The sequence below is a fragment of the Glaciihabitans arcticus genome, assembly GCF_004310685.1.
GTDB lineage: Bacteria > Actinomycetota > Actinomycetes > Actinomycetales > Microbacteriaceae > Conyzicola > Conyzicola arctica.
Map to the genome: position 1 here is coordinate 113,406 of NZ_SISG01000001.1, position 16,775 is coordinate 130,180.

General features: G+C 68.5%; 14 protein-coding genes. 7 read left to right on the forward strand and 7 right to left on the reverse strand.

The window, feature by feature from the left end; all coding sequences use genetic code 11:
• Window position 1 precedes the first annotated feature (1 nt).
• Entirely contained in the window at window positions 2–850 is an 849-nt protein-coding gene (locus EYE40_RS00470; protein ID WP_240034651.1) for an RDD family protein, read from the reverse strand.
• Between EYE40_RS00470 and EYE40_RS00475 the strand changes: the two genes are divergently transcribed.
• Window positions 849–1,862: a stage II sporulation protein M gene (locus tag EYE40_RS00475; RefSeq protein WP_420810032.1), complete on the forward strand. Its 1,014-nt coding sequence runs from the start codon at window positions 849–851 to the stop codon at window positions 1,860–1,862. The genes EYE40_RS00470 and EYE40_RS00475 overlap by 2 nt on opposite strands.
• 63 nt (window positions 1,863–1,925) lie before the next feature.
• Here the strand turns inward: EYE40_RS00475 and aqpZ are convergent, their stop codons facing one another.
• The 6 genes from aqpZ to EYE40_RS00505 are packed head-to-tail and all read right to left on the reverse strand — an operon-like array spanning window position 1,926 to window position 8,099.
• A complete protein-coding gene (aqpZ, locus tag EYE40_RS00480; protein WP_130980104.1) occupies window positions 1,926–2,660 on the reverse strand; it encodes an aquaporin Z in 735 nt (244 codons plus the stop codon).
• A gap of 43 nt (window positions 2,661–2,703) precedes the next feature.
• Entirely contained in the window at window positions 2,704–4,020 is a 1,317-nt protein-coding gene (locus EYE40_RS00485) for a DUF58 domain-containing protein (protein WP_130980105.1), read from the reverse strand.
• Between the two features lie 3 nt (window positions 4,021–4,023).
• Window positions 4,024–4,980: an AAA family ATPase gene (locus tag EYE40_RS00490; RefSeq protein WP_130980106.1), complete on the reverse strand. Its 957-nt coding sequence runs from the start codon at window positions 4,978–4,980 to the stop codon at window positions 4,024–4,026.
• A gap of 40 nt (window positions 4,981–5,020) precedes the next feature.
• On the reverse strand, window positions 5,021–6,202 hold the full coding sequence (locus EYE40_RS00495) for a DUF4350 domain-containing protein (RefSeq protein WP_130980107.1): 1,182 nt from the start codon (window positions 6,200–6,202) through the stop codon (window positions 5,021–5,023).
• On the reverse strand, window positions 6,199–6,852 hold the full coding sequence (locus tag EYE40_RS00500) for a DUF4129 domain-containing protein (protein WP_130980108.1): 654 nt from the start codon (window positions 6,850–6,852) through the stop codon (window positions 6,199–6,201). The genes EYE40_RS00495 and EYE40_RS00500 overlap by 4 nt, the downstream gene beginning before the upstream one ends.
• Window positions 6,849–8,099 carry a hypothetical protein gene (locus tag EYE40_RS00505; protein WP_130980109.1) on the reverse strand — a complete coding sequence of 417 codons (1,251 nt, stop codon included), beginning with the start codon at window positions 8,097–8,099 and terminating at the stop codon, window positions 6,849–6,851. The genes EYE40_RS00500 and EYE40_RS00505 overlap by 4 nt, the downstream gene beginning before the upstream one ends.
• A gap of 164 nt (window positions 8,100–8,263) precedes the next feature.
• Between EYE40_RS00505 and mtrA the strand changes: the two genes are divergently transcribed.
• The 6 genes from mtrA to secA all read left to right on the forward strand — a co-directional run bounded on the left by mtrA (window position 8,264) and on the right by secA (window position 16,742).
• Window positions 8,264–8,950: an MtrAB system response regulator MtrA gene (mtrA, locus tag EYE40_RS00510; protein ID WP_130980110.1), complete on the forward strand. Its 687-nt coding sequence runs from the start codon at window positions 8,264–8,266 to the stop codon at window positions 8,948–8,950.
• A gap of 7 nt (window positions 8,951–8,957) precedes the next feature.
• The gene (gene mtrB / locus EYE40_RS00515) at window positions 8,958–10,559 is read left to right on the forward strand and encodes an MtrAB system histidine kinase MtrB (RefSeq protein WP_130980111.1); all 1,602 of its coding nucleotides are present in this window, start codon (window positions 8,958–8,960) and stop codon (window positions 10,557–10,559) included.
• Window positions 10,560–10,572: 13 nt separating this feature from the next.
• On the forward strand, window positions 10,573–12,237 hold the full coding sequence (locus tag EYE40_RS00520) for an LpqB family beta-propeller domain-containing protein (RefSeq protein ID WP_161972326.1): 1,665 nt from the start codon (window positions 10,573–10,575) through the stop codon (window positions 12,235–12,237).
• A 62-nt stretch (window positions 12,238–12,299) separates the two neighbouring features.
• A complete protein-coding gene (locus EYE40_RS00525; protein ID WP_130980113.1) occupies window positions 12,300–12,974 on the forward strand; it encodes a ComF family protein in 675 nt (224 codons plus the stop codon).
• A gap of 94 nt (window positions 12,975–13,068) precedes the next feature.
• Entirely contained in the window at window positions 13,069–13,776 is a 708-nt protein-coding gene (gene hpf / locus EYE40_RS00530; RefSeq protein ID WP_130980114.1) for a ribosome hibernation-promoting factor, HPF/YfiA family, read from the forward strand.
• Window positions 13,777–13,952: 176 nt separating this feature from the next.
• Complete coding sequence (gene secA / locus EYE40_RS00535; protein WP_130980115.1) at window positions 13,953–16,742, forward strand: preprotein translocase subunit SecA; 2,790 nt, start codon at window positions 13,953–13,955, stop codon at window positions 16,740–16,742.
• Window positions 16,743–16,775: the final 33 nt, after the last annotated feature.

The window sequence follows — 16,775 nt, forward strand, 5'->3', positions numbered from 1 at the left end:
CCTAGCGGTTCGGAAAACCGTGCGGCTGGCCCTCGAGCACGGGGGCCAGTCGGGCGAGACCCTGCTGCTCGAGCTGCAGGGCGGTGAGCTCCCGGTCGCGACGCAGTGACGCGACGGCGGCCAGGAACAATTCAGCCTGCACCTGCGGGATGGGGGAGACGAACACCGACGCTTCCGCGGCGAGTTCGCGACTGAGGCGGTCCCGCGTGATCGGGGTGAGCCCGGACGCGTGGCCGAGGAACTGGGCGATGCGGCGAACCAGGCGGTCGGGCATCCGGGCTATATCGGCGGTGAGCGCCCACTGCTGAAGCTCGACGGGAACACCGAAGACCTGCGCCTTCGCACCCGAGATGCGCTCGTACTGGCTGTAGGTGCCCGCAATGTAGTCGCCGAGGCGCTTGGAGCGCGGCGACAGCAGCGCGGTGAGCGTCGCGAATCCGCCGAACGAGGTGAAGATCTCGAGCACACCGACGAGCGCGCGAATGAACGCGTGCCGGAAGCCCGCCGCACCGCCATCGTCGCGCACGATCCGGGTGCCGAGGGCGAGGCGGCCGAGTGACCTTCCGTGGCTCATCGTCTCCACCGTGGTCGGGATGACGACGAGGCACAGCACGAGTGTCGACACGAGCAGCGCCTGCACCGTCGCGTCATCGAGCCCGAACGCCCCCGTGGCGAGCGGGATCGCGAGCGCGAGGTAGCTGCCGAGGTAGACCACGAAGTCGATGGCGGAGCCCGCCGCGCGGATCACGAAGCTCGCGGGACGCAGGTCGAGGGCGACTGCCTCGCCCGTCATCAGCTCGTTCTGCAGCTCGTAGTGAGCAACGGCGTCGACACGGGAGGGGGTGACCATGGCATCATTTAAGCAGATGGATCTCGACGCCTACTCGACCGCGCACAGCGATGAGTGGCAACGCCTTGCCGAATTGGGCAAAAAGCGCACTGTTTCGGGCACCGAAGCCGACGAATTGATCGAGCGCTACCAGTCGGGTGCGAGCAATCTCTCGGCCATCAAGACGACGACGGCGGGCTCGATCGAGGGCGAACGGCTCTCGCTGAGCCTCTCCCGCGCGCGACTCCGCTTCACCGGCACGACCACCAACGTGCTGAGCCGCATTCCCGAGTTCTTCGTCTACCAACTACCGGCCGCGCTGTTCCGCATCCGCTGGCTGTGCTTCGCGATCGCGCTCGGCACGCTGTTCGTGGGCTTCCTCTACGGCTGGTGGGCGATGTCCGACCCGCGCGTGATCGCGACGATGGGCGAGGCGAGCGCCCTCGAGCAGTACGCGAAGGAGGACTTCGTCGACTACTACTCGAACAACTCGGGCCAGGCCTTCACCGGCTTCGTCTGGACCAACAACGCCTGGCTCGCGGCGCAGTGCATCGCCTACGGCATCGTCGGCCTGTACACGCCCTATCTGCTGTTCAGCAACGCGCAGCAGCTGGGTCTCACCGCCGGCATCATGGCCGAGTACGACCGTCTCGACGTGTTCTTCCTCTACATCGCCCCGCACGGCCAGCTTGAGCTGTACGCGATCTTCGTGGCGGGCGCCGGTGGCATGCGCATCTTCTGGACGCTGATCGCCCCCGGCAACCGCACCCGCGTGCGCGCCCTCGCCGAGGACGGCCGGGCATTCTTCGCCGTCGTCATCGGGCTGATACTCGCGCTGCTCGTCTCGGGCGTCATCGAGGGCTTCGTCACGCGCCAGGACTGGCCGTGGCCGATCAAGATCGGTATCGGCACCGTGGCGCTCGTCTCGTTCCTGCTCTACCAGTGGGTGGTGGGTCGGCGCGCGGTGCGTGCGGGACAGACCGGTGACCTCGACGAGTTCGAGGCCGGCGCGCGCGAGCTCGTCGCGGGCTGACACTGGCCGATTAAACGCGGGATGCCCCGGGCCTGAGCCCGGGGCATCCTCTCGTTATCAGGCTCAGGCCTTGCGGCTCTCGAACAGCGGGCTGTAGCTGAAGCCGGCGATGAGAGCACCGACGACGGGTGCCACGAGGAAGACCCAGAGCTGGCCCATTGCGTCCCCGCCGCCGTAGATCGCCGTCGCGATCGAGCGTGCCGGGTTGATCGACGCGTTGCTGATCGGGATCGCGACGAGGTGGATCAGGGTGAGGGTGAGGCCGATCGCGAGCGGGGCGAAGCCGCTCGGCGCGCGACGGTCGGTGACACCGAGAATCACGAACAGGAAGATCGCGGTGAGGATCACCTCGGCGACGATCACGCCGACGAGGGTGAAGTTGCCGGGGGAGTGCAGCCCGAATCCGTTGGAGACATCGCCGAAGGTGCCGAGGTTCGCCGGACCGTTCGAGCGCACGACCGACAGGAGCGTGGTAGCGAGGATGCCGCCGAGCACCTGCGCGAGGATGTACGGCACCACGTCCTTCCAGGCGAAACGGCCGGCGGCTGCCGCACCGAGCGTCACGGCGGGGTTGAAGTGCCCGCCGGAGATGTGGCCCACCGCGTAGGCCGCGCCGATCACCGTGAGTCCGACCGCGAGGGCGACGCCGAGCAGGCCGGTGTTGCCGGAGGCGAACAGGGCGGTACCGATCACGCCGAAGACGAGCACGAAGGTACCGAAGGCTTCGGCGGCGATGCGGTGGTGGAGTCCGGGTGTCTCGTCGAGTTCGACGTCGGCGTTCACTACGGGAGTGGTCATGGGGGTGCTGCTTCCTGTGATGGGTGTGGGGTGATGCAGAAAGCTAGAGCCGGCCGGCGGCCTTGAGCGCGATGTACGCGTCGGCGAGGGCGGGCGGAAGATCGGCGGGGGCCGCGGTGACGACCTCGCCACCGAGCTGGCGCACGGCCGCCGACACCCGGGCCACGTCGAGCAGGGCGCGTTCGGCGGCGGCGGCCTCGTAGACCTCCGCGCGGTTGCCGCGGTGCAGGGTCGACTCGAGCACGTCGGGGTCGGTGACCGAGGAGACGATGACCGTGTGGCGGCGGGTCAGCTGCGGCAGCACCGAGAGCAGGCCACGCGAGGCGCCGGCGGCGTCGATGGATGTCGCGAGCACGACCAGCGCGCGCTGCGACGTCACCGACCGCACGAGCCCGGGTACCGCACTCCAGTCCATCTCGATCAGCTCGGGGTCGATGGGAGCCATCGTCGACACCATTCGACTCATGAGCTCGGCGCCCGTGGTGCCCTGCACGCGCCCGCGCACCCGACGGTCGAAGACCACGAGGTCGACGCGGTCGCCCGCCTTGCTCGCGAGAGCGGCGAGCAGCAGTGCCGACTCGAAGGCCGTGTCGATGCGGGGTTCGTTATCGATACGGGCGGCGGAGGTGCGTCCGCTGTCGACGATGATGACGACACGGCGGTCGCGCTCGGGGCGCCAGGTGCGCACCACGAGGCGCTGTCCGGCAGCACCGGTCGGATCGGTGCGGCGTGCTGTGGCGCGCCAGTCGATCGAGCGCACGTCGTCGCCGCGCACGTAGTCGCGCAGGCTGTCGAATTCGGTGCCCTGTCCGCGCACCATCACACTCGTCATGCCGTCGAGCTCGCGCAGGCGGGCGAGCCGCGAGGGGAGGTGCTTGCGGGCGTTGAACGGCGGCAACACGGTGATCGCGCCACCGAGTCGGATCGTGGCCTGCCGGGCGGCGAGGTGCAGCGGCCCGAACGAGCGCACCGTGACGTGCTCGGCGTGCCGCTCGCCGCGACGGAAGGGCGTGAGCAGCGTCTCCAGCGCGCGCCGCTCACCGCTCGGGAGGGACACGGCCTGCCGGGTGCGGCCGGCGCCAGCAGACGGCGGCCATCCATCGCGCACCAGGCCACGCACGGTACGGCGGCCGGTGTTCGTCAGCAGCAGTCGCGCCGTGGCCGTCTCGCCGAGTCGGATCGCCGCTGGCAGCTCGCGGGAGAGGCGCACCGCGCGCGGTGAGCCGGCGATCGAGAGGTCGATCACGAGCAGCACGATGCACACGATCACCCAGAGCAGCAGCCAGAGGGGCTGGCCCGTCACGATGATCGGCACCACGCCGAGGGCGACGAGTGCGACGAAGATTCCGGAGATGGCCATCGGCTAGATCGGAACCTGCACCTGCTGGAGGATCGAGCGCAGGATGGCGTCGGCGGAGACGCCCTCGAGTTCGGCCTCGGGGCGCAGCTGCAGGCGGTGGCGCAGCACGGGCAGCGCCATGGCCTGCACGTGGTCGGGGGTGATGGCACTTGAGCCGTTGAGCCAGGCCCAGGCCTTGGCCGCGGCGAGCAGGGCGGTCGTTCCGCGGGGGCTCACGCCGAGTTTGACGGAGGGGCTCTGGCGCGTGGCACGCGCGAGGTCGACGGCGTAGGCGATCACGTCGGCGCTCGCACCGACCTGCTGCACCTCGGCCTGCGCGGCGGCGAGCTGGCTCGCGTCGAGCACCGGGGTCACGCCCGCGGCGGCCAGGTCGCGCGGGTTGAAGCCCGCGGCGTGGCGGGTGAGCACCTCGATCTCGGTGTCCCGCTCCGGAACGTCGAGCACGAGCTTGAGCAGGAAGCGGTCGAGCTGCGCCTCGGGCAACGTGTAGGTGCCCTCGTACTCGATCGGGTTCATCGTCGCGGCGACCATAAACGGAACGGGTAGCTTTCGGCTATCGCCGTCCACCGAGACCTGGCGCTCCTCCATGGCCTCGAGCAGGGCCGACTGCGTCTTCGGGGGCGTGCGGTTGATCTCGTCGGCGAGCAGGATGTTGGTGAACACCGGGCCCTCGCGGAAGACGAACTCGCCGGCCTTCGCGTCGTAGACGAGGGATCCGGTGACGTCGCCGGGCATGAGGTCGGGCGTGAACTGCACACGCGTGGTCTCGAGCTTGAGGGTGTGGCTGAGGGTGCGCACGAGCAGCGTCTTGGCGACACCGGGCACACCCTCGAGCAGCACGTGGCCGCCCGCGAGCAGCGCGATCATCAGGCCGGTCACGGCGGCGTCCTGTCCGACGACGGACTTGCCGACCTCGGTGCGCACTGCCGCAAAGGATTCGCGCAGGTGGTATTCAGTCATTCGCCCATTCTTTCAGTTGCGGAGCATTGCTCGTGCGTGGTCAGCTCGGCCGGATGTTCTCGGCGATGCTGCGTTCGAGGTCGAGAAGGTCGTCGGAGAGGGCGATGAGCTCGCGATCGTTCGCGGGCTCCGCCTCGAGCAGCAGGTGCCGAACCTCGGCGATCGGCCGACGGGATGCCACGGCCGCCGCCCCCACGATCTCCTCGACGGTCGCGGCGCGCGGCAGGCCGCACAGCGCACCGATCCGGGTGACACTGCCGATGCGCAGGGAATCGAGCGCGCGGAGGCGCGCCGAGATCGAGGCGTAGAGGCGTGCGCGACCCATCATGGTCTCGCTGGCCCGCACCGTGACCGGCAGGTTCTCGACGATGAGCGGACCGAAGCGGCGGCCACGCCAGAACGCCGCGGCGAGCACGGCGAGCCCCACGACGCCGATCGCGGGCAGCACCCACGGCGGGCTCAGCTGGCCGAGGGTCGCGGTGGACGAGTCGACGTCGCCGGGTCCGGGGATGTACCAGATGAGGGTGTCGTTCTCGCCGAGCAGGCCGAGTGCGAGCGCGGCGTTGCCGACCTCGCCGATGTGCTCGTTGGTGAGCGCGGCGGCGGCGCCGAGCACCGAGATCGTGCGGTCGTCGTTGTCGAGCTGCAGCAGGGAGGACACGTCGCCGTCGGTGAAGCACTCCGTGACGCCCTCCGCGTCGTCGAGCAGGCGGTAGCCGTCACCCTCTGCGCTGATCGTCTCCGCGCGCTCGGCGACCGGCAGCGCGCAGCCCGCGTCGAGGGTGTCTGCGTCGGTCGCGCCCGCGAGCGTGACGCCTGGGGCAAGAGCGTCGACCGACGAGAATCCCGGAGTCACGAGGACCACCGAGGAGCCGAGCTCGAGCGCGGCCTCGCGCTTCGTGTCGTCGAGGAACACGTCGCGTTCGAAGAACAGCAGGGTCGCGTCATCCTCGCCCTCGAATGCGGCGAGAGTGCCGGCAAGGCTGTCGGTCACCACTACATCCACCCCGCGGTCGCGCAGCACCTCGACGAGCGCCTGCGTGCCCGAGGGGCCGGGGTTGGTGGCCGAGAAGAACTCCTGCTCGGTCGCAGCGCCCTGCACGAGAATCCCACCGAGCACGATCAGCACGGCGAGCACCGCCGCGCCCACCCAGAACAGCCAGCGGCGAATGGTCGCGAACACCGTCGGCGTGATCACCCGCCCGTCGAGCGTCGTGGTCATGCGTCGACCGTGTCGAATTGGGGACGCACCGAGCGCAGCTGGATCTCGAGTGCGGAGACCGCGGAATACTGCTCGGCGGTGCCGTCCTGCCCGAGATAGCGCACGCCGTCGAACGCTGCGGAGGCTGCGGAGAGTGCTGTGGCCTCGGCGGGGAAGGCCCGGCCCGCCTGCGTCGCGAACTCGTGGGCGGTGGTGCCCGGGCTCGTCGTCAGCACGGTGCGTTCGGCGAGGCCGCGGGCTATGGAGCGGAACATCTCGGCGATCGCGAGCGAATAGTCACCCGAACGCGCGGCGCTCTCCGCGCTGCGGCGGATGGCGGCGGCATCCCTATCGTCATCCGAACCGAACAGGCTGCCGGTCACGCGGCTGCGACGGCCGAGGCGCGGCACGCCGAAGATGAGGAAGGCGAGCACCAGCCCGATGACCGCGATGCCCAGCACCACGAGCAGTACCAGCCCGGGCGGACCGGAGACGCCGAAGACCTCGAGCGAGGTGATCCAGTCCATGACCGCGCGCGCGGCGAGGTCGAACCAGGTAGGTCGGGCGGCCTGGTACTCGGGCTTGGCGAGCTCGTCGAGCAGCCACTGCTGCGCCTCGGGGCGATCGGGATCGACGGGAACGCTCGCGAGAACGGTCTGGTGGGGCCTCATGCCCAGGGCGACTGGTCGGTCGGCGGGATGGGCGTGGTGGTCGGCGGGCCGTATCCAGGAGGTGTCGCCGATGGTGGCGGGTACTGCGCGGTCGTGGGTGGCGGGTACTGCGCCGTGGAGGGGGCGGGGTAGCCCGCATTCTGGGCCAGCCGCTCGTAGGGGTTCAGCGCGTTCGTGTCGCCGTCGTGGCGGGCCTCGACGAAGCGGGACAGCTCGAGGTCGAGCCCCTCCTTGCGCATGCGGATATCGACGTAGATGAGTGCAGTGACCGCTGACAGCACCACCGCGGCGATGACGCCGAAGATGAGCCCGATGATCGACGAGAGGCCGTAGGTCACGGCGAGCAGTGCGATGGCCGCCGACTCGTCGCCGTTCGGGTTGGTGAGCGCGGTCGCGAAGCCGGCGAGGATCGACACCGGCACCGAGACCACCTGGGCGGCGGCATTGACGATGACGTTGACGAGCAGCTGGGTGCCGAAGGTCTTCCAGAAGAAGCCGTTGGTGAGGGTCCACGACCGGCGGATGGACTGCATCAGCGTGATCCGCTCGAGCATCAGGATGCTCGGCACGAGCGAGAGTTTCGTGCCGATCCACGCGGAGATGACCGCACCGCCCAGTCCGAGCAGCAGGCCGAGCACGATTGCGACCCCGACACCGAGGTCACCGCCGAGGGCCGCGATGAGTCCGAGCAGCAGCGCGGCCACGATGATCGCCACGAGCAGCACACCGGTGAGGATCGACGACCAGCCGATGAGCGCGCCGAGGCGGCCGCGGGCAAGACGCCACAGTCCGCCGAAGGTCAGCTTCTCGCCGAGTGTCGCGCGCGCCACCTCGAGCGAGACGATGCCCTGGATGATCGCGCTCACCACGAGGGACAGCACGAGTGGTACGAGGCTCGCGAGCAGCCCGGTGCCGAGGCCGCCCGCGATGATGGTGTCCTGGTCGGAGACGCTCGCGGCCTGAATGCGGTTGAAGGTGAAGTAGGCGATCACGCCGACGACCGCAGCAAACAGCAGGGTCACGCCGCCGTTGAGCAGCAGGCCGACACCGAAGGTGGGTCGGGGGTTGCGGCGCAGCACCTGGAACGAGGCGCCGAGCAGAGTGCCGAAGTTCAGCGGCCGCAGCGGGATGAGACCCGGGCGCGGCGGCGGGGTCCAGCCGGGCTGCCCGATCGGGGCGGCGTAGGCGGCGGGCGGTCCGAATCCGGGGGCGACCGGCGGTGCGAACGGCTGGTCCGGGGAAGGCACGGGTGCGCCCCCTGGTGCGTGCCATTCTGTGTTGTCAGTCACTGTGCTGTGCCCCCTGGTGACGCCGATGACGGTGTACTCGTTATTCATGCTTTCACACTCGGCTACTCTTGTGCGAAAGCTCCCGCATGCCCGACATGCCGGTCCGATCAATGATGAGGGCTATGAACGCCAAAATTCTTGTAGTCGATGACGACACCGCTCTCGCGGAGATGATCGGCATTGTGCTGCGCACCGAAGGTTTCGAACCGTTCTTCTGCGCGGACGGCACGGGTGCGGTCGACGCCTTCCACGCCGCAAAGCCCGACCTCGTGCTGCTCGACCTCATGCTGCCGGGCATCGACGGCATCGAGGTCTGTGCGCGCATCCGCGAGGTGTCGGGGGTGCCGATCATCATGCTCACCGCAAAGAGCGACACGTCCGATGTCGTGCGCGGGCTCGAGAGCGGTGCCGATGACTACGTCGTCAAGCCGTTCAATCCCAAGGAGCTGGTGGCGCGCATCCGCACCCGCCTGCGTCCGACGCCCGATTCGCCCACCGGTTCGCTCACTGTCGGTGACCTGCTTCTGGATGTCGCGGGGCACGAGGTGCGCCGCGGCGACGAGCGCATCAACCTCACGCCTCTCGAATTCGAACTCCTGCTCGCCCTCGCGCTCAAGCCGCAGCAGGTGTTCACGCGCGAGATGCTGCTGGAGCAGGTCTGGGGCTACCACTACAAGGCCGACACCCGGCTGGTGAACGTGCACGTGCAGCGACTGCGGGCGAAGGTCGAACTCGACCCCGACAACCCAAAGATCGTGATGACCGTGCGCGGTGTCGGCTATCGCGCCGGCGGCCCCACCCCAGCCTGAGCAGACCATGCGTGACTTCGACTGGCGAGCGTGGCTCCGCGGCCTCGCAGGCCTGTGGCGGTCATCCCTACAACTGCGCACCGTGGCGATCACCGTGCTGCTCTCGGCGATCGCCGTGGGTGTGATCGGCACTTATATGTCCTTCAGCGTGGGCAACAACGCCTTCGAGTCGCGGCTCGACCAGGTGCTCGCGAGTTCGGCGCGCTCCAACGTGGCGGCGCAGTTCCGTTTCGACGGATCGGAGCAGAACCAGGACATCGACCTCGAGCGCGCCATGAGCCTCGCGTCGCAGGGCGCGCTGCAGGCCTCGTCCAGTCCGGAACCGGGGGACACGCTCATAGCCATCCTGCGCACGGAAGGGCAGCCGGGCGCCAACCTGCCGATCGACCAGGTGAGCGAGGCCATCAACGTGGAGCGCGACATCTCGCCGGAGCTGCGCGCGCTCGTCGCCGACTCCACCGAGCGTCGGTTGTACTGGCAATCGATCCCGATGCCGCAGGCCGACGGGAGCACCGATCCCGGCGTCATCGTCGGCTCGGCTCTCGACGTGCCCCGCTCGGGCCGGTACGAGATGTACCTGGTCTTCAACCTCAGCTCCACACAGGACCAGCTCACCTTCATCCAGCAGACGCTGTGGTTCGGCGGAGCCGCCCTGATCATCCTGATCGGCGGGGTGACCTACATCGTGGTGCGTCTCGTCGTCGGTCCCGTGCGCATGGCCGCCGAGACGAGTGAACGCCTGGCAGCCGGGCAGCTCGAGGTGCGCATCCCCGAGCGCGGCGAAGACGTGATCGCGACGCTCGCCCGATCGTTCAACGGCATGGCCGACAGCATGCAGCGGCAGATCACCAAACTCGCCGCGCTGTCCCAGGTGCAGCAGCGGTTCGTGTCCGATGTATCGCACGAGCTGCGCACACCGCTCACCACGATCCGTCTCGCGGGCGACGTGCTCTACGACCAGCGCGACACCTTCCCGCCGGCGACGGCCCGCACCGCCGAGCTGCTGCACACCCAGGTCGAGCGCTTCGAGCTGCTGCTCGCCGACCTGCTCGAGATGAGCCGTTACGACGCGGGCGCCGTCGACATGGAGACCGAGCCCACGAGTCTGGTGCGCCTCGTTGAGGACGCGATCGAGTCGGTGGACACCCTCGCCACCTCCAAGGGCTCCGAGCTGCGCCTCGAGGCGCCGGGCGGATACTTCGAGGCCGACGTTGACGCGCGCCGCATCCGCCGCATCCTGCAGAACCTGCTGGGCAACGCGATCGACCACGGCGAGGGCAAGCCGATCGTGGTGTTCGTCGACAGCGACAAAGCCGCCGTCGCGATAGCCGTGCGCGATTACGGTGTCGGGATGACGCCCGCGGCCATGGAACGCGTCTTCGACCGGTTCTGGCGCGCCGACCCGTCCCGCCAGCGCGTCACCGGCGGCACCGGCCTCGGACTCGCGATCTCGCTCGAGGACGCCGCGCTGCACGGCGGCTGGCTCGAGGTCTGGTCCGCTCCGGGCGAGGGCTCCTGCTTCCGCCTGACCCTTCCGCGACAGCGTGGTGTCGAACTCGTGTCCTCACCACTCGAACTGCCGCCCGTGGAGGTGGGTCCCGATGAATAAGCCTGTCAGGCGCATGGCCTCGATTCTCGCGATGCTGGTCGGGATGTCCGCGCTCGCCGCATGCGGCGGCATCCCGCTTTCCAGCAGTCCCGTCGCCGGCCCCGAGATCACCGACGACGTCGATGTCACCATCGGGTTCTCCCCGCAGGGTCCGCGCGAGGGTGCGACGCAGGAGGAGATCGTCACCAACTTCGTGCTCGCCGCGACCAACCCGCAGAACGACTACGGGCTCTCGCGCAGCTTCCTCGCCGCCGACTTCGCCGAGGAGTGGGACCCCGATGCGGGCGTCTCGATCCGCACGGGTGCCGGCACGCCGGTCACCGTCTCCGAGACCCGGGTCGACTACTCGTTCCGCACCTCGGCCTCGGTCAACCGCGAGGGGCAGTACAAGCAGGAGCGCGAGTCCGCCAACGCGACCCTGCCCTTCACGTTCGTGCAGGAGGACGGCGAGTGGCGCATCGCGCAGGCGCCGCCCGGCATCGTTCTGCTCGAGGACAACTTCGCCCAGGTCTTCCGCGAGCACGCGCTCTACTTCTTCGACCCGAGCTTCAACTACCTCGTGCCGGATCTCCGCTGGTTCCCGAACCGTGCCGACATCTCATTCCGCGTTGTCGCCTCGCTGCTCACGGGGCCGTCGGCCTGGTACGCCAACGGCATCCTGCTCTCCGCCTTCCCGGCGGGAACGGTGGTGGGCGAGGGCAGGGTGAGCGTCGAGTCGGGTGTCGCGACGGTGGACCTGAGCGACGTGGCATCCTCTGCCAACGAACGCGACAGGGAACGCATGCGGCAGCAGCTGTCTGCCAGCCTCTCGAGCCTCGCGAGCGTCACCAACGTCGCTCTCACCGTCGAGGGATCGCCGCTCGGCATTCCCGACTCGGGTGGCACCGCGGCGAGCTCCTCGCTGCAGGTCAACCCGTTGCCGCTTGTGCGTAAGGGCAACGACTTCGGCTTCATCACCAACGACGAGGTCACGCCGATCCGGCAGCTGAGTGCCAAGGTGATCGAGATCGACGGTTCGGGCGGAGCGCTATCCCGCGGCGGTTCGGCGATGGCCGTTCTCGCGAACGGCAACGTCTGGGCTGTGCGGCCCGGGCGCGTGGAGCCGCTGCGCGTCGACGAGCGCGGCGGCCTGGCCGTCCCCTCGATCGACACCTTCGGTTTCATCTGGTCGGCGCCCCGGTCGAGCGCTCGCGCCATCCAGGTGTTCAGCCTCGACGGCGAGCGCAAGGAAGTGCAGACCAACCTGCCCGCCGACGCCCGCGTTCTCTCGATCGACGTCTCCCGCGATGGAGCCCGCATCCTGCTCTACCTCTCCACGGCGGGCGGCCCGCGCCTGCTCATGGCGGGTATCAGCCGACTCGAGTCCATCCCGGTCTCGCTCGGCGAACTGGTCGACCTGCCGGTCGGCGGCGCGACGCCGATCGACGCGACCTGGGTGGACGACCGCACCGTAGCAACGCTCTCCGGCAGCGGCGACGACACCACGGTCTCGACCTGGATGATCGGCGGCCCGAGCGAGAACCTCGGCAACGTGCCCGACGGCAGCGCGATCGTCGGCGGCAACGGCGGCGAGGACGGCCTGCGGGTGCTCACCGACAGCGGGGAGCTGTTCTACCCGCGGGGAACGGTCTGGCAGGGCACCGGCAATTCCGGCTCCTTCGTCGCCACCCAGCAGTAGCGGGTGTGCACAGATCGTCTCCCGGCGCGCCCTGCTGCCCGGAGCGCCGTCACGCTTGACCCATGTGGATCCGTGAGGCGCTGCTCGACGCGTGGGCCGTTGTGCAGCCGGTCGAGTGCGCCGGCTGCGGTGAGGCCGACCGTGCTCTGTGCGCGAGCTGTCGTCCGGCGTTCGTCGCCGAGCCCACCCGGCACCTCCTGCACGACGGAACGCGCGTGAGCGCCGCACTGCGTTACGAGGGGGTCGTGCGCAGGTGCATCCTCTTCTTCAAGGAGCAGGGGCGAACGGATGTCGCGGCGCACCTCGCCCGCCCCCTCGCGGCCGCGATCACCGACGCCCTCGCGGCCCTGCCGCCCGACGTCGCCGTCGAGCTCCTGGCAGTGCCGTCGGGTCGCGCTGCCTGGCGTCGCCGCGGGTACCTGCCAATCGCGACCCTGCTCCGCCGCGCAGGATACGGCCGGGCCGCCGGCCTCGTCTCCGCGGCCCCGACGGCCCGCCAGAAGACCCTCACCGTCGACCAGCGACGGGCCAACCGCGAGGGTGCGTTTCGCGCTCGTGGCTCCCTCGCCGGCGTCTCGGTGCTGCTCGTCGACGACGTGCTCACCACCGGCGCGACCCTCGTCGAAGCGGCCCGCGCGGTGCGGGCGGCGGGCGGCGAGGTGTGCGGAGCAGCCGTCATAGCATTCACCCCCAAGCGTTTCGGTGCCTCATCGACGACTCCCAGAAGGTTCTCGTGACTTTGCCACAAGGCAGGACTACGGTGAACGAAAAGGCGCGAAAGTTCGACCGCCTGGTACCCCAGGCAGCGCGTCCTACGGCTGGGAGGTCACCATGGAAATTTCCGTTTCTGGACGCAATCTGGGCGTCACCGATCGATTCCGTGATTACGCGACTGAAAAGGCCGAGAAAATCGGCAACCTCTCCGACAAGGCCATCGCGTTCGAAATCAAGGTCAGCCGTCACCACGAGACTCGCGGGTCGAGCGGCGACGACCGGGTGGAACTCACCCTGATCGGACCCGGCCCGCTCGTGCGCGCCGAGTCGAGTGGCTCAGACAAGTACGTCGCCTTCGACCTCGCCATGGCGAAGCTGATCGAGCGCGTACGCCAGGCCAAGGACCGCAAGAAGGTCCACCGTGGCAAGCACCGTCCGGTGTCGCTACGCGAGGCATCCAGTGACGGTTTCCGCGTCGTCGACATCACGCCGGCGGCACCCGAGCTGCTCGAGAAGGTTCGCACCGGCGCCATCCCCGTTGTGGACGGCGCCGCCGTCGAGGAAGACGAAGAGGAGTACTCGCCGGTCGTCATCCGCTCCAAGGTGTTCGCCGCCGAGCCCATGACCGTCGACGACGCGCTGTACTACATGGAGCTCGTCGGCCACGACTTCTACCTGTTCATCGACAAGGAGAACCACCGCCCGAGCGTCGTCTACCGCCGCAAGGGCTGGGACTACGGAATCATCGGCCTCGATGAGAACGCCGAGGACGCGCGCGACGTCGCACGCACCGAGGCGTCGAACCGCACGGCTGCGTCTCGCTGAAGCCGGTACGCCCACGGCGAAAGGCGCCCCGCGCAGAGAAAACCCAGCGCGGGGCTGAGTAAGATTGCACCGCACTGATCCGACGGCTGTCACAGACACCTCGGATCAGTGCGGATGTGCAGAACTCAGGAGTCCCGCGACGTCTCGCGTGGACACGCAACAGTTGTGGAGTACCCGTGGCCAACGTTCTCGAACGCGTTCTTCGTGTAGGTGAGGGACGACTTCTTCGTCGCCTCAAGAACTATGCGGAAGCCGTCAACCAGCTGGAAGACGACTTCATTGCGCTCACCGACGACGAACTCCGCAACGAGACGGTTGAGCTGCGCGAGCGCTACTCGAACGGCGAGTCGCTCGACGACCTGCTTCCCGAGGCCTTCGCCGCCGTGCGCGAGGCCTCGCGCCGCACCCTCGGCATGCGCCCTTTCGACGTGCAGCTCATGGGTGGCGCCGCGCTCCACCTCGGCAACATCGCCGAGATGAAGACCGGTGAGGGCAAGACCCTCGTCGCCGTGCTCCCCGCCTACCTCAACGCCATCGCCTCGCGCGGCGTGCACGTGATCACGGTCAACGACTACCTCGCCAGCTACCAGTCGGAGCTGATGGGACGCATCTTCCGGGCGCTCGGTATGACGACGGGCGTCATCCTCTCCGGACAGAACCCCGAGGAGCGTCGCCAGCAGTATGCGGCCGACATCACGTACGGCACGAACAACGAGTTCGGCTTCGACTACCTGCGCGACAACATGGCGTGGCAGGCCCAGGACATGGTGCAGCGCGGCCACTACTACGCCGTGGTCGACGAGGTCGACTCGATCCTCATCGACGAGGCCCGCACCCCGCTCATCATCTCCGGCCCCGCATCGGGCGAGGCGAACCGCTGGTTCACCGAGTTCGCGGGCCTCGCCAAGAAGCTCGTCGCCGACGTCGACTACGAGGTCGACGAGAAGAAGCGCACCGTCGGTGTGCTCGAGCCCGGCATTGAGAAGGTCGAGGACTACCTCGGCATCGACAACCTCTACGAGTCGGCCAACACGCCGCTGATCTCGTTCCTCAACAACTCGATCAAGGCTTCTGCCCTGTTCAAGAAGGACAAGGACTACGTCGTCATGAACGGCGAGGTGCTCATCGTCGACGAGCACACCGGCCGCATCCTCGTAGGCCGCCGCTACAACGAAGGCATCCACCAGGCGATCGAGGCCAAGGAGGGCGTTCAGGTCAAGGCCGAGAACCAGACCCTCGCAACCGTCACCCTGCAGAACTACTTCCGCCTCTACGGCAAGCTGTCGGGCATGACCGGTACGGCCGAGACCGAGGCCGCAGAGTTCATGAGCACGTACAAGCTCGGCGTTGTCGCGATCCCCACCAACAAGCCGATGCTGCGCAAGGACCAGCCCGACCTCGTCTACAAGAGCGAGCTGGGCAAGTTCGAGCAGGTCGTCGAAGACATCGTCGTTCGCCACGCTGCCGGCCAGCCGGTGCTCGTGGGTACGACCAGCGTCGAGAAGAGCGAGCTGCTCTCCAAGATGCTCGCCAAGCGCGGCGTCAAGCACGAGGTGCTCAACGCCAAGAACCACGCGCGTGAGGCCGCGATCGTCGCCCAGGCCGGTCGCCTCGGCGCCGTCACCGTCGCGACGAACATGGCCGGTCGTGGTACCGACGTGATGCTCGGCGGTAACGCCGAGTTCCTCGCCGTCGCCCAGATGAACGACAAAGGACTCAGCCCGATCGATTCCCCCGAAGAGTACGAAGCTGCTTGGGATGACGTCTTCGCGACCGTCAAGACCGACGTCGAGAGCGAAGCCCAGAAGGTGGTCGAGGTCGGTGGCCTCTACGTGCTCGGCACCGAGCGCCACGAGTCGCGCCGCATCGACAACCAGCTGCGCGGTCGCTCCGGCCGCCAGGGTGACCCGGGCGAGAGCCGCTTCTACCTGTCGCTGCAGGACGACCTCATGCGCCTGTTCAACAGCGGCGCAGCCGAGAGCCTGATGGGCCGCGGCGGCATCGACGACGATGTGGCCATCGAGTCGAAGATCGTGAGCCGGGCCATCCAGTCGGCGCAGTCGCAGGTCGAGGGGCGCAACGCGGAGATCCGCAAGAACGTGCTCAAGTACGACGACGTTCTGAACCGCCAGCGCGAGGCCATCTACGGTGACCGCCGACACATCCTCGAGGGTGACGACCTGCAGGATCGCGTCACGCGCTTCCTGGATGACGTCGTGACCGAGGTCGTCGACGTGCACACGGCCGAGGGCCACTCCGACGACTGGGACTTCGACGCCCTGTGGACCGAGCTGCGCACCCTGTACCCGGTCGGCATCACGATCGACGAGGTCGTACAGGAGGCCGGTTCGCGCGGCAAGATCAGCGAGAAGATGCTGCGCGACGAGATCCTCTCCGACGCGCACGTCGCCTACGAGAACCGCACCAAGCAGCTCGGTGAGCCCGGGATGCGCGAGCTCGAGCGCCGCGTCGTTCTCTCGGTCATCGACCGCCGCTGGCGCGACCACCTCTACGAGATGGACTACCTCAAGGACGGCATCGGACTGCGTGCCATGGCACAGCGCGACCCGCTGGTCGAGTACCAGCGCGAAGGTTTCGCCCTGTACCAGAGCATGATGGGCCAGATCCGCGAGGAGTCGGTCGGCTTCCTGTTCAACCTCGAGGTCGAGGTGACCGGAGACGGCGCCAACGCCATCGCGGCCCGCGGCCTGCAGAACAACAGCGCTCCGGTCGAGAAGCTGTCGTACTCGGCACCGTCTGCTGATGCCAACGGCGAGGTCGAGGTGCGCAACCAGCGCGGCCAGGTGCAGAAGGCCGAGACCGCTCGTGCCCAGCGCCAGCAGGCTGTCGCGCAGGCTCCGGCCGGTGGCGGCACCGGTGCGTTCGGCCAGAAGCTGGATGACGGTGCCCCCGAAGCGCAGGCTCCCGTCAACCGTGCCCAGCGTCGCGCCCAGGGCAAGAAGTAGCCCCGCCCCTTAGTTTCACCCCTCGAATTGCGG

Bases quoted from the DNA above. Each gene is read 5' to 3' on its own strand.
- EYE40_RS00475 (WP_420810032.1), top strand. From the start codon at position 849: ATGGCATCATTTAAGCAGATGGATCTCGACGCCTACTCGACCGCGCAC.
- EYE40_RS00490 (WP_130980106.1), bottom strand. From the start codon at position 4,980: ATGACTGAATACCACCTGCGCGAATCCTTTGCGGCAGTGCGCACCGAG.
- aqpZ (WP_130980104.1), bottom strand. From the start codon at position 2,660: ATGACCACTCCCGTAGTGAACGCCGACGTCGAACTCGACGAGACACCC.
- EYE40_RS00470 (WP_240034651.1), bottom strand. From the start codon at position 850: ATGGTCACCCCCTCCCGTGTCGACGCCGTTGCTCACTACGAGCTGCAG.
- EYE40_RS00495 (WP_130980107.1), bottom strand. From the start codon at position 6,202: ATGACCACGACGCTCGACGGGCGGGTGATCACGCCGACGGTGTTCGCG.
- mtrB (WP_130980111.1), top strand. From the start codon at position 8,958: ATGCGTGACTTCGACTGGCGAGCGTGGCTCCGCGGCCTCGCAGGCCTG.
- EYE40_RS00485 (WP_130980105.1), bottom strand. From the start codon at position 4,020: ATGGCCATCTCCGGAATCTTCGTCGCACTCGTCGCCCTCGGCGTGGTG.
- EYE40_RS00525 (WP_130980113.1), top strand. From the start codon at position 12,300: ATGTGGATCCGTGAGGCGCTGCTCGACGCGTGGGCCGTTGTGCAGCCG.
- mtrA (WP_130980110.1), top strand. From the start codon at position 8,264: ATGAACGCCAAAATTCTTGTAGTCGATGACGACACCGCTCTCGCGGAG.
- EYE40_RS00520 (WP_161972326.1), top strand. From the start codon at position 10,573: ATGGCCTCGATTCTCGCGATGCTGGTCGGGATGTCCGCGCTCGCCGCA.
- EYE40_RS00500 (WP_130980108.1), bottom strand. From the start codon at position 6,852: ATGAGGCCCCACCAGACCGTTCTCGCGAGCGTTCCCGTCGATCCCGAT.
- hpf (WP_130980114.1), top strand. From the start codon at position 13,069: ATGGAAATTTCCGTTTCTGGACGCAATCTGGGCGTCACCGATCGATTC.